This is a genomic window from Nocardia higoensis, assembly GCF_015477835.1.
Classification (GTDB): domain Bacteria; phylum Actinomycetota; class Actinomycetes; order Mycobacteriales; family Mycobacteriaceae; genus Nocardia; species Nocardia higoensis_A.
Genome location: NZ_JADLQN010000001.1, coordinates 606,614 through 618,377 on the forward strand (window position 1 = coordinate 606,614; position 11,764 = coordinate 618,377).

Annotated in this window: 11 protein-coding genes; 6 read left to right on the top strand and 5 right to left on the bottom strand. The window is 67.7% G+C overall.

Annotated features, from left to right (window positions below):
• Positions 1-37 precede the first annotated feature (37 nt).
• The gene (locus IU449_RS02700; protein WP_195000369.1) at positions 38-514 is read left to right on the top strand and encodes an HAD-IIIC family phosphatase; all 477 of its coding nucleotides are present in this window, start codon (positions 38-40) and stop codon (positions 512-514) included.
• A gap of 55 nt (positions 515-569) precedes the next feature.
• Here the strand turns inward: IU449_RS02700 and IU449_RS02705 are convergent, their stop codons facing one another.
• Together IU449_RS02705 and IU449_RS02710 are read right to left on the bottom strand one after the other, a co-directional pair.
• A complete protein-coding gene (locus IU449_RS02705) occupies positions 570-2,141 on the bottom strand; it encodes a GMC family oxidoreductase (RefSeq protein WP_195002266.1) in 1,572 nt (523 codons plus the stop codon).
• A 119-nt stretch (positions 2,142-2,260) separates the two neighbouring features.
• Positions 2,261-3,994: a GMC family oxidoreductase gene (locus IU449_RS02710; RefSeq protein ID WP_195000370.1), complete on the bottom strand. Its 1,734-nt coding sequence runs from the start codon at positions 3,992-3,994 to the stop codon at positions 2,261-2,263.
• An 86-nt stretch (positions 3,995-4,080) separates the two neighbouring features.
• Here IU449_RS02710 and IU449_RS02715 point away from each other — a divergent pair, with 86 nt between their 5' ends.
• Together IU449_RS02715 and IU449_RS02720 are read left to right on the top strand one after the other, a co-directional pair.
• On the top strand, positions 4,081-4,776 hold the full coding sequence (locus IU449_RS02715; RefSeq protein ID WP_195000371.1) for a MerR family transcriptional regulator: 696 nt from the start codon (positions 4,081-4,083) through the stop codon (positions 4,774-4,776).
• Between the two features lie 396 nt (positions 4,777-5,172).
• Positions 5,173-6,162: an AurF N-oxygenase family protein gene (locus IU449_RS02720; protein WP_195000372.1), complete on the top strand. Its 990-nt coding sequence runs from the start codon at positions 5,173-5,175 to the stop codon at positions 6,160-6,162.
• Between the two features lie 15 nt (positions 6,163-6,177).
• On the opposite strand, the gene IU449_RS02725 is transcribed toward IU449_RS02720, so the two are convergent.
• Positions 6,178-6,909 (bottom strand): TetR/AcrR family transcriptional regulator, encoded by a 732-nt coding sequence (locus tag IU449_RS02725; RefSeq protein ID WP_195000373.1) that lies wholly within the window; start codon positions 6,907-6,909, stop codon positions 6,178-6,180.
• 162 nt (positions 6,910-7,071) lie between these two features.
• On the opposite strand from IU449_RS02725, the gene IU449_RS02730 reads away from it, so the two are divergent.
• Positions 7,072-8,349: a PucR family transcriptional regulator gene (locus IU449_RS02730; protein WP_195000374.1), complete on the top strand. Its 1,278-nt coding sequence runs from the start codon at positions 7,072-7,074 to the stop codon at positions 8,347-8,349.
• A gap of 15 nt (positions 8,350-8,364) precedes the next feature.
• Here the strand turns inward: IU449_RS02730 and IU449_RS02735 are convergent, their stop codons facing one another.
• Positions 8,365-9,684: a family 1 glycosylhydrolase gene (locus IU449_RS02735; RefSeq protein ID WP_195000375.1), complete on the bottom strand. Its 1,320-nt coding sequence runs from the start codon at positions 9,682-9,684 to the stop codon at positions 8,365-8,367.
• A gap of 400 nt (positions 9,685-10,084) precedes the next feature.
• On the bottom strand, positions 10,085-10,807 hold the full coding sequence (locus IU449_RS02740; protein WP_195000376.1) for an endonuclease/exonuclease/phosphatase family protein: 723 nt from the start codon (positions 10,805-10,807) through the stop codon (positions 10,085-10,087).
• A gap of 144 nt (positions 10,808-10,951) precedes the next feature.
• Between IU449_RS02740 and IU449_RS02745 the strand changes: the two genes are divergently transcribed.
• Both IU449_RS02745 and IU449_RS29765 read left to right on the top strand, forming a co-directional pair.
• On the top strand, positions 10,952-11,380 hold the full coding sequence (locus tag IU449_RS02745) for a nitroreductase family deazaflavin-dependent oxidoreductase (RefSeq protein ID WP_195000377.1): 429 nt from the start codon (positions 10,952-10,954) through the stop codon (positions 11,378-11,380).
• A gap of 211 nt (positions 11,381-11,591) precedes the next feature.
• On the top strand, positions 11,592-11,738 hold the full coding sequence (locus tag IU449_RS29765) for a phosphotransferase (protein ID WP_416382148.1): 147 nt from the start codon (positions 11,592-11,594) through the stop codon (positions 11,736-11,738).
• The last annotated feature ends 26 nt before the right edge of the window (positions 11,739-11,764 follow it).

The window sequence follows — 11,764 nt, forward strand, 5'->3', positions numbered from 1 at the left end:
CAGGTGCTGCAGTGTTCACGACGGATGGGGGCAGGCGATGCGACCGGCTCTGAGATGCCTGGTCTGGGAACTGGACAACACGCTGTGGGATGGCGTGGTCACCGACGGGACGAATACCGCGCCACGGCCCGCGGCCGTGCGCACCTTGCGGACGTTGAGCGACCGCGGGATCTGGCACGCCGCGGCCAGCCGCAGCGACCGCGGTATGACACTCGAACAGCTCTACCGGCACGGTGTCTACGAGATGTTCTCCGCGCTGGAGATCGGCTGGGGCCGCAAATCGGCGTCCATCGTGCGCATCGCCCGCACGCTGGGCCTGAGCTTGGACACCATCGGCTTCATCGACGACGAACCGGTGGAGCGCGCGGAGGTGTCGCGCGCCCTGCCCCAGGTGCGCTGCTATGCCGCGCGCAATGTCGACGTGCTCGCCGCGTTGCCCGACTTCCGTCCGGTGGGCCGCTCGGGCCCGCACCCGACGCCGCCGTTGGGCTTCGACCGCATCCCGGCCATCTAGCCACACGCCGGGACACGGTTCATGTCCCGGCGTGTGGCCTTCCGGGTGTGGCGTTCTAGCTCGCGGAGCGCAGGAGGCGAGCCGCCTGCTCGCCGATGAAGACGCTCGGTGCGTGGGTGTGCCCGCGCACCAGCAGCGGCATCACCGAGGCATCGGCCACGCGCAGGTTCTGCACGCCGCGCACCCGCAGGTCCGGATCGACCACGCTGACCGCGTCGGTGCCCATCCGGCAGGTGCCGATCGGATGGTAGAGGGTGTGAGCGTACCCGGTGAGCGTGTGCTCGAGGATCGCCTCGAGGTCGGCCGGTGCGTTCGGCGGGTAGATCAGGTCACCGAGGATCGTCTTCATCGCGGGGGTCTCGGCGATCCGCGCGCAGGTGCGCAGTCCGGACAGGATGGCCGCGCGGTCGATGCCGCCGCTGTCGGACAGGTAGCGTGGATCGATGATCGGCTTGGCCAGCGGGTCGGCCGAGGCCGGCCCGACCCGGCCCCGGCTGTGCGGACGCAGCAGCACCGTGGCGAGAATGTTGCCGTGTTCGGCCGGCTCGATCAGGCCCTCGTTGTAGAACGGCGCGGGGGCGTAGACCAGTTCCAGATCGGGCTGTTCGAGTTCGGGCCTGCTCTTCACGAACCCGTAGGCCTCGCCGACATTCGAGGTGAGCATGCCGCGGTGGCGCAGCAGGTAGTTCACCAACTCCAGCGGCTTCTCGGCGGCGAAGAGCGAATCCTCGCAGGAGTAGCCGATGCCGGCCACCAGATGGTCCTGCAGGTTCGCGCCGACCTCGGGGGCGTGGTGGACGACCGGGATGCCGTGGCGCGTCAGCTCGTCCGCATCGCCGATACCGGAGAGCATGAGCAGGTGCGGACTGTTGATCGCGCCGCCGCACAGCACGACCTCACGCCGGGCGGTCAGTGTGAAAGTCTCGCCACCGCGACGATATTCGACGCCGACGGCCTTGGTTCCCTCGAACAGTACCTTGGTGACCTGCGACTCGCTGAGCACGGTCAGATTCCGCCGGCGCATCGCGGGCCGAAGGTAGCCGTCCGCGGTGCTCCAGCGTCTGCCGTTGCGCTGGGTGACCATGGTCTGGCTGAAACCGTTGGGCTGTGGGCGATTCGGCGGCTCGACGGAGAACCCCGCCTCCTGGACCGCGGTCAGGAAAGCCGCGGTCGACGAGCGTGGGCTGCGCTGACGCTGGATGTGCAACGGTCCGCCGGTACCCTCGTCGGGGTACTGGGCGTCCTGCACGTTCTCGATGCGCCGGAACTGCTCGACGGCGGCGGCGAAGCCCCACTGTTCTCCGGCCAGCAGCGCCCACTCGTCGTAGTCGGCGCGGAACCCGCGCACCCACATCATCGCGTTCATCGACGAGGAGCCGCCGAACATCCGTCCGCGTGGCCAGTAGATCTGGCGATCGCCGAGGTGGGGCTGCGGCTCGGTCAGGTAATCCCAGTCCAGCTCGGTGCGGAACAGCTTCGAGAACCCGGCCGGAATATGGACGAACTTGTTCTTGTCCGCAGGTCCGGCCTCGAGGGCGACCACGTCCACGCCGGGGTCTTCGCTGAGCCGACCGGCGACCACCGCACCCGCGGATCCGGTTCCGACGACGACGTAGTCGGCGGTCATCTTGTCTGTGGCCACTTCTCCCACTCCGATCTTCTGCTTCGAGGCAAAGATACGAGGATGCGGGTTACCCCGGTGGGGTTTCGCCGCAGCCTGTCTTCCGGCCGGGTCGCGGTGAGTCCTCAGGCGGGTCTGGGGGTGTCCTGTTCGGCGCGGTTCACCGGGAAGATGGGCAGTACCAGTGCGGCGGGCGCACTCTCGGGTACCACGGGCCGTGCGGGTGGGACCGGTGCGATGCGACGATACGGCTGGTCCTGCGGCGGGCGGAGGTCCTGCTCGCCCTTGTTCGGCCAGTAGGCGGCGGCGCGTTCGGCCTGCGCGGTGATGGTCAGTGAGGGATTCACGCCCAGGTTGGCCGAGACCGCCGCACCGTCGACGATGCTCATGGTCGGGTAGCCGTAGACGCGGTGGTAGGCGTCGATGACACCGTGCTCGGCGTCGGCGCCGATGGCCGCGCCGCCCAGGAAGTGCGCCGTGAGCGGGATGTTGAAGATCTCGCCCCAGCTGCCACCCGCGATGCCGCCGATCTCCTCGGCGACCTTGCGTGTCACCTGGTTGCCGACCGGGATCCAGGTCGGGTTCGGTTCCCCGTGACCTTGCTTGGAGGTCAATCGACGCCCGAACAGGCCGCGCTTGGTGTAGGTGGTGATGGAGTTGTCGAGGTTCTGCATCACCAGCGAGATGATGGTGCGCTCGCTCCAGTTCTTGGTGCTCAGGAAGCTGAGGGTGTCCAGCGGCCTGCGCAGCACCAGCAGCACGAACTTCAGCCAGCGCGGCAGCTTGCCGCCGCCGTCGACCATCAGGGTCTGCAACAGGGCCATGAAGTTGGAGCCCTTGCCGTAGCGCACCGGCTCGATGTGGGTGTCGGGCGTGGGGTGGATCGAGGACGTGATCGCGACGCCCTGGGTGAAGTCCTGGCCGGGCTTCAGCTTCTTGGTCGCCGCGCCGACGATCGCCTCGGAGTTGGTGCGGGTGAGCACGCCGAGACGGTTCGAGAGCTTGGGCAGCACGCCCCTGTCGCGCATCTTGAACAGCAGTTGCTGGGTGCCGCGGGTGCCCGCGGCCAAGACCACATGGCGCGCGGTGTAGCTCTTCGGCTGCGTGCCGATGATCTTGCCCGTGCGCTTGGTCTCGACGGTCCAGGTGCCGTCCGGCTGCGGGAGCACCGCGGTGACCGTCGTCATCGGCAGGACCCGCGCGCCCGCCTGTTCGGCGAGGTAGAGGTAGTTCTTGACCAGGGTGTTCTTGGCGCCGTACTTGCAGCCGACCATGCAGTCGCCGCATTCGATGCAGCCGGTGCGCTCGGGGCCGACGCCGCCGAAGTACGGGTCGGGCGCTTTCTCGCCCGGCTCGCCGAAGAACACGCCCACCGGGGTCTGCACGAAGGTGTCGCCGCAGCCCAGATCGTCGGCGACCTTCTTGAAGATCACGTCGGCCTGGGTCATGTGCGGGTTCTGGACCACGCCGAGCATCTTCTTCGCCTGCTCGTAGTACGGGGTGAGCTCCTCGCGCCAATCGGTGATGTCGCGCCACTGCGCGTCGCGGAAGAACGGCTCCGGCGGCACGTAGAGGGTGTTGGCGTAGTTGAGCGAGCCGCCGCCGACGCCCGCGCCACCGAGGATCAGGACGTCGCGTAGCAGGTGGATGCGCTGGATGCCGAAGCAGCCGAGCGCGGGCGCCCAGAGGAATCTGCGGATGTCCCAGCTGGTCTTGGGCAGTTCGTCATCGGCGTAGCGCGCGCCCGCCTCGAGGACGCCGACCTTGTAGCCCTTCTCCACCAGGCGCAGCGCGGTGACGCTGCCACCGAATCCGGACCCGACGATGAGCACGTCGAAGTCGGTCTCTCGCTGGGGCATGGGCACTCCTCGGTGGGGTCGACAGTGACCCGGGTTACGCTAACGCCGACAGCTGTGACTGTCAACGAAAGTTGCTCGCTGCCTCTATGCTGACCAACGTGTCCCGCTACAACCGCTCGCAGCTCGCTGACCTCAGCGGTGTTCCGGCGCGGACGATCCGCTATTACCACTCCCTCGGTGTGCTGCCCAGGCCCGGTCGCGCGGGCAAGGAAGTCGTCTACGACGACGAACATCTGACCCGGCTGCGCGAGATCGCCGAGATGCAGACGCGTGGCCTGCGGCTGGGAGCGATTCGCGAGGTGTTCGACGCGCAGAGTCAGCAGGGTGCTCCGGCCGACTGGCGCGCGGTCCTCGATCCCCGTTACCCGGGCGCGAGCGACCAGTCGGTGGTGCTCGACGACGAGCAGCTCTCGGCGCTGCTCGGCGATCGCCGCACCGAGGTCCTCGACGAACTCGTCGCGGCCCAGTACATCGCCCCGTGCGAGGCGGGCTGGCGCATCCCCGACCAGCCCATGCTCAAGGGCGCCCTCATTCTCTACGACCTCGGCACCGACATCGCCCTGAGCGGCGCGCTACGCAAACTCATCCGGACCAGGCTCGCCGAACTCGCCGACGAGATCGTCGCCACGTTCCGCGACGCCCTGCCGACCGGCTACGGGGGAGAGGGGATCGGTGCCGACCATCACCGGTTCCGGGAACGCTTCCGCGCCGCCGCCCGGGAAGTGGCGGGCGCGACCCTGGCCGACGAGATCGATCGCGCTGTCCGCGAATCCGAAGCCTGACCTTCGGAACGTCCGGGCTTTCCGGGGAAATCGGTTCATCGGTGGGCCGGGTGCTGTCCTCTCGACTTCGTGACACCGCCACACCTACCAGGGCCATGGCGGTCCATCCCTCGGGCGGCGAGGCTACCCCGGCTCGGCGCGCGTAGCGCTTCCTGCGGTGAATGGGGATCGGCCTGTCCGCGTCCGGCAGTGCCGCTCGGATGACCAGCTCGGCCAACTGGGCGGCAGGGCCGACAGATGTGACTCGCGGGGGCGCGGCTCTGCACTCGTACGGAGCGTCGTCCGATTCGCTGGAAGTGTTGTGTGGGACCGTCGGTCCCATATACTCTGAAACCACCACGCGCCCCGCGTGCGAACGACCGGCGTCGCACCGTCGGCGGGAACGAGGAGGCATCGATGACGCTGTCCGAATCGGCGAGCACAGGATTGTTCGACCAGGCATACCGGGAAGCGCTGACGACGCTCTCGGAAGGTTCGGTGCATCGCAAGTTCGACCCGTATCTCGACATCGATTGGGATGCGCCGGAATTCGCGATCGACCCGGACGACCCGAGATGGGTCCTCTCACCGGAGCACGATCCACTCGGGGCCACCAGGTGGTACCGCGAGCTCCCGATCGACCGGCAGATCGAGATCGGCCGGTGGCGCACCGCCAACGCGATCAAGGTCGGCGCCGCTTTCGAGAGCGTGCTGATCCGCGGGGTGATGCAGTACATCATGAAGCTGCCGAACGGCTCGCCGGAGTTCCGCTACTGCTTGCACGAGATGACCGAAGAGTGCAACCACATCCAGATGTTCCAGGAGTTGGTCAACCGCATCGGTGTCGATGTGCCCGGCATGCGGCCGATCTTCCGGGCGCTCTCGCCCTTCATCGGCGTCGCGGGCGGCTTCGCCCCGGCGATCCTGTTCATCGGGATCCTGGGCGGCGAGGAACCGATCGACCACTATCAGAAGGCCTTGCTGCGCGACGGCGCGAACATTCCGCCCGCGGTCCGGCGCACGATGCAGATCCACATCGCCGAGGAAGCGCGCCACATCAGCTTCGCCAACAAGTTCCTCGAAGCGCACCTGGCGCACATGTCCGCGGCCGGGCGTGCGGCGGCCGCGGTCGCCTTCCCGGTGGTGATGCGCTGGCTGGCCGGCGAGATCATGGTGCCGCCGCGGTCGTTCGCGAAGGAGTTCGGTATTCCGCGTGAGGTATTCGCCGAAGCCTTCTGGCGCGCGCCGCACTCCCGGCGGATCCTGTCCGGCTACTTCGGGGACGTACGCCGACTGGCTGCCGACCTCGGCCTGATGACGCCGGTCAGCACGAAGCTGTGGGCACTGCTGCACGTCGACGGCGAGCCGTCGCGGCACCGCGGGGAGCCCGTCCGGCGGATCGTGTGACCCGCTGTGCGCGGCTCAGTGCGGCGCCCGGACAGCGGAGAGGCGGGTGAGCACGGCGAGCAGCGGCTCGTCCGGGTCCAGGTCGAGGCCCTGTGCGCGCCCCACGCCGTCGAGGACGTTCCACGCGTAACCCGCGAGCTCGCCGATCAGTCGCTCCCTGCTCAACATGCGTTCCCGGCTGCGCACCCAGCGAGTCACGGTGGCCTCGGTCATCGACACGATGGCGAAGGTCATCGTGTCGACCACCGGCTCGTCCACGACACCGACCACCCCGGCCAGGCCCGACACCAGCGCGCGGGTGTCGGCCGCGATCCGGTCCTTCAGGCTGCTGATGCCGTCCACGTCGTCGGGATCGCCGTACAGCGGCCCGCGACGCAGGAATTCGTAGAGCCCGGCGTGCTGGTCGATCCAGTCCACCACCACGGCGATGGTGCGGTGCAGGATCTCGTTGATGGAGCCGGTCGAGACGTCCAGCGCCGCGCCCAGGGCGTCGGCGAACTGGTCGGCTATGGCGCTCCTGGTCCGTCGGTCCAGCTCGTCGCGTCCGGAGAACTGGCGGTACACCACCGATTTCGCGAGCCCGGCCCGTTCGGTGATCCGCTGCATCGGCACCTCGGCGCCGGGCGCGGTCTCTTCGAGCAGTTCGACGAGCGCGGCGACGATCCGATCGCGCCGCCCCTCGTTGTGCGGCTGCCAGCGCGCCTGTCTGCCGCCGGGAGGCGGATCCGAGGGCGGGAGGGTCGGCACGCACCGAGTCTAGAGCAGACCTGACCTGACACAACCTGGGCGCGATCACAAGGGGTGGCGAGAGAGTTCGTCGGGTATCACAAACACTGCCGGTACCTGGCCGGTGTGCACGCGAGGGCCGTTAGGTTGAATCGCTGCGATACTCGGGCGGAAGGAATCTCCATGACCCCACCACCCACTGCGGATCCGGATCTGATCGTCTCCGGTAGGCCCGCGTCCACACATCTGAGGGATGTTCGCACGATTTCGCGCCGAATGGTCGGTCACTTCGTCGAGAACGTCGCGCCGTGTGGGACTCTACCGGGCGAAGCGCTCAGCGGTGACGTGACAGCCGTGACCAGGGTCTGCCTGCAACTGGCGATGCGGATGCTGGACGGTGACGAGATCGGCGAGGACATCGACAGCGTCGCCGGCGCCGCGGCGGGCTGGGCGCGCGAAGGCATCCCGATCGACACCATCCAGCACGCGATCCACGAGGGCTTCAAGCTCAGCTTCGAGGTGATCCAATCGCATGCGGGCGCACAGGATTACCAGAGCCTGGTGAATGTGGCACGCCGCTTCATGGAAATCCTGGACACCATCACCGCGGCCGTCTCCGCGGCCTATGTGCGTGAACTGCGCGCGGTGGTCAGCGAGCACCACACGGCCGCGCACACCCTCACCTCGGCGTTGCTCGCGGGCAACAGCACCTCGACCATGGTGCGCGAGTGCGGCATCCCGCTCTCGGAGGAATATCACGTACTGGCGCTGGCGATTCCGCCGCACCGCGACGAACACAACCCGGCACTGGACGCGGGCGTCGTGGCCAGGCGCAAGTTGCGCAGGCTGCAGGCCGAACTCGCCACCAGATGCGGCGAGACGGCGCTGTCGTTGCTGAGCGTGGACGGCGGCACCGTCCTTATTCCGGTGCCCACCTGCGCCGACGAGGACCTCGACGACCTCGTCGCCGGATTGTCGACGGCCGCGCAGGTGCCGGTCCGCGCGACTGTCGTGTCGGCGGCACCCGCCGAGATCCCGCAAGCGGCCGACCAGGCGCACGAACTGCTGGACATGGTGCATCGGATGCACTGCGAATCCGGCCTGTACCGGTTCACCGATCTGGCGCTGGAGTACCAGCTCACCCGCCCCGGCCCGGCGCTGGAATTCCTCGGCTCACTGCTCGATCCGCTCGAGGAGTATCCGGAGCTGCTGGAGACACTACGGGTGCACATCGCCACCAACCTGAATCGGCAACGCACCGCGCGGCTGTTGCACGTGCACACCAACACCGTCGACTACCGGCTCAGACGGATCGGTCAGCTCATCGCCTTCGACCCGACCAAGCCGGCCGGCCTCTGGTATCTGCGGTCGGCGCTGGTCGCCCGCACACATCACGTCAACGAACGACCCGCGGCGCACGACTTCACCGACTCGACGGTGCGGTTCGGTAGGCGTGCCTGAGCTGGGCCGGTCACCTCATCGAGGGACGGTGACCGGTTCCAGGCAGCTGGCGACGCCGTCGACCAGCGAGCACAGGTGCGGGGCGCGGGTGGGCCGGTAATCCGCGGGCACGCCACCGGCCCGGGTGATCTCCTGGTAGGCCGCCACGGCATCGGTCGGCCTGCGGGTCAGCGTCGGGTCGGTGCGCACATCGACCGTGTAGAGGCCGAAACGCGCGCGATAGGAACCCCATTCGAAGTTGTCGGTCAGGGTCCAGTAGTTGTAACCCATCACATCGATGCCGTCGGCTTCGGCGCGTTGCAGCCAGTAGACGGTGTCACGCAGATGATCGGCGCGGCCGTAGCCGTCGGCGCGAGGCTGCCCGTCGTCGGTCGGCATCCCGTTCTCCACGATGTAGAGCGGCTTGCCGGGGAAAGCGCGGGCGTAGTGCCGAAGGGCGTAGTAGATGCCCTCCGCGTGCAACGGGTTCTTCCACAGCTCGGCGATGCTCCACTCGGAGGCCAGCGCGTCCGGTGAGACGCCGTAGTAGTAGTCGATCCCGATGTAGTCGAGCTTGGCGCCGATCTTGTCCAGCAGCGGCTTGTTCACCAGATCTTCGACAGCGGGGACGTAGGGAACATTGCTGGTGACCATCGCGCCGGGCTGCACGGCATGGATGTGGTCGTAGATCGCATTGTGCGCCTGTGCGATCCGGTCGTGCATGGCGGGCGCGTCGCCTGCCGAGAGGCCGCCGTAGGTCACCTCCCTGACCTGGTAGACCATCGGTTCGTTGAATGTCACCCACAGCGGGTCGGCGTGCGCGTAACGGTCGACCACTCGGCGCGCGTTGGCCACCCAGGCCTCGACCATCCCCGGATCACCCCAGCCGCCGCGATCGGCCTGCCATCCCGGATACACCCAGTGGTCCAGCGTGATCATCGGCCGCATGCCCGCGGCCCGGATCGCCGCGACCACGCTGTCGTAGAACCGGAACCCGTGCTCGTCCCACTCACCCGGCGCGGGCTGCACCCGAGCCCATTCGATGCCGATGCGATACACCTTCACCCCCAGCTCGGCCGCGAGCGCGATGTCGGATCGGTATCTGCCGTGGAAATCGACGGAGTCGAGGTAGGGATCCTCGGTTCTGCCCTGGGCGACGTAGCGCGACCAGTTGCTGTCGGGCGCGTCGCCCTCGGATTGGAATCCGGAAGACGCTACGCCCCAGAGGAAATCGTCACTCATGGGTGCGACCGTGTCCGGGGCGGGCATGCTGTTCGCGAGCCCCGGATTCCCGGCGGCGACGAGGGCGAGGGCAGTGATCAGGCCGAGAAGAGTCGGCCGACGGCGAGAGGGCATCGTGCTCCTGTTCCGGTGCGGGGGAGTGCGGCGAACGGCCTCGGACTCCGCTCCGGCGGGGTAGTGCGGTCACTGCAGGGGAGTATCCCGCTCGGGGAGATGCGGCAACATCCGGTTCGGCAATTCGGTTGACAAATAACAACTTCGAGCAGTCGGGGGATCGCACCAAGCATCTGAGAACAGGTCGGAATCTACATCAAGATACGTAGATATGCGCATCTAACCATGAGTTTTTCCCTCACTCGAATACTCACCAACCAACAATCCTCACCACAAAAACCAGCAAAGACACCGGGACCTCTCGAACCGGCCTGTTCTATTGCGTCCGGACTTCCGACACACGCGGTGACCACTCCCGCCGTATTCGACGTCGCCTGTGTCGGAGACAGAGGGAGAGCGTTTACGGGGTCGCGTCGCGGGTCACCGTGGCGTGGACGTAGTTGTGGTCGGAGCGGTCGCCGCTGTTGTCGACATCGGCATCGACGACGGTGAGTCCGCGGACGACGATGTGGTCGATATCGCGCGAGCGGTGGGGCATCGGCCTGGGACGGGTCGGTGGCGCGGAGTCGGGGAATTCGGCGATGGTGAATTCGGTGAGGTGCGTGGCGACCGTTTCGCGGGAGGTGTTGAAGTCGCCGAGAATCACCATGGGCGATCCGCTGTGGTCGCGGGCGAAGCGGGCCAGGCGGTCGAGCTGGCCACGATTGCGTCCGGCGCCGCTGAGATGTGTTGCCACCACGGTGAGCTCGCCGACCTGTACCGCGAGGATGCCCTTGCCTGGATCGTCGCGGAACGCATCGGCGGCGATCTCCTTGGCGGGTTTGTCGAGGATCAGTGCCAGGTACTCCGCGGGCTCGGTCAGTTCGGCGGCCACCCGCCGCGGCGTGGGTACGCGGGGATAGCGGAAGAACAGGACGGTGCGGTCGGGCAGCGCGATCCGCAGGCTGTTGAGCAGATCGCCGCTCACCTCCTGCAACGCGATGATCTGCTCGGTCCGGCCTGCGATCCATTCGGTAACCGCGGTGATGCGCGCGGCTTCATCGGGCCACTGCCGCGGCGCCTCCTCGCCCCAGTTGTCGGCGTGGATGCGGTGCAGGACGTTCCAGGTGGCGACCGTGATCATCGTGAGTCGATGCTACCCATTCCTGTGCGGCTTCCACGGTTGGCGGGTGGGGGCCCGGCGGTGTTGTGATCGTGCCAAGATGGCGAAATGTTCGCGAACCCATTGCCCAGGATCGCCCGGCGTCTCGCTCAGTGGCGGTGGGTAATGCGCACTGCGCCGCTGATCATGCGGTTGGAACGTCTGCTCAGGCGGGTGAGCGGCGGCCGGATGGGGGTGCTCGACCTGGCCGGCCTGCCTGCACTGGAGCTCACTGTGCCCGGCCGCAAGACCGGCATGCCGCGCACGACGGCGCTGCTGTACGTGCCCCTGGGCGCGGACTTTCTGGTCATCGGGTCGAATTGGGGAAAGCCGGCTCATCCGATGTGGTCGGCGAACCTGCGCGCCGCCGAGACCGCTGTCGTGCACCGGGGTGGTGAGCGATTCCGGGTGCGGGTCGTCGAGGTGACGGGTCCGCGTCGGAAGGAACTGTGGGAGCATGCGGTGAGCGTCTGGCCCGGGTACGCGATGGAGTGCGAGCGGTCGGGTGGGCGGGAGTTCCGCATGTTCGAACTCCGCCGCGCAGAAGAGACCTGAGCGGCTGCCGACACCGATTCCTGTGCGTACCCGCGAACCTTCGGCCTTGTTCGCGCACACCCGGACGATCGCGCGCTGGGTGCGGCGTGAACCGGCCGATCACGCGCCGACGAACCCTGCGCGGCATCCCGCTGTCCGGATTGCAGCAGGTGGCTGATCGCGGGTTCGAGATCATTGCCCGTCATGGGAGCGCTGACAGTGCGCGCGAGATCTGGAGAAGGCCGTCGAGGCGCCCATCTGGGAGGACGCGCCGCTGTGGCCGCATGGTGACTTGCATCCGGCGAATGTGGTCGTCCGCGACGGCATGCTCGCCGGGGTGGTCGACTTCGGCGAGATGTGCACCCGGGCTCGTGGATGAGCTGTGCTGCGCGGCCTGGGCCTGAT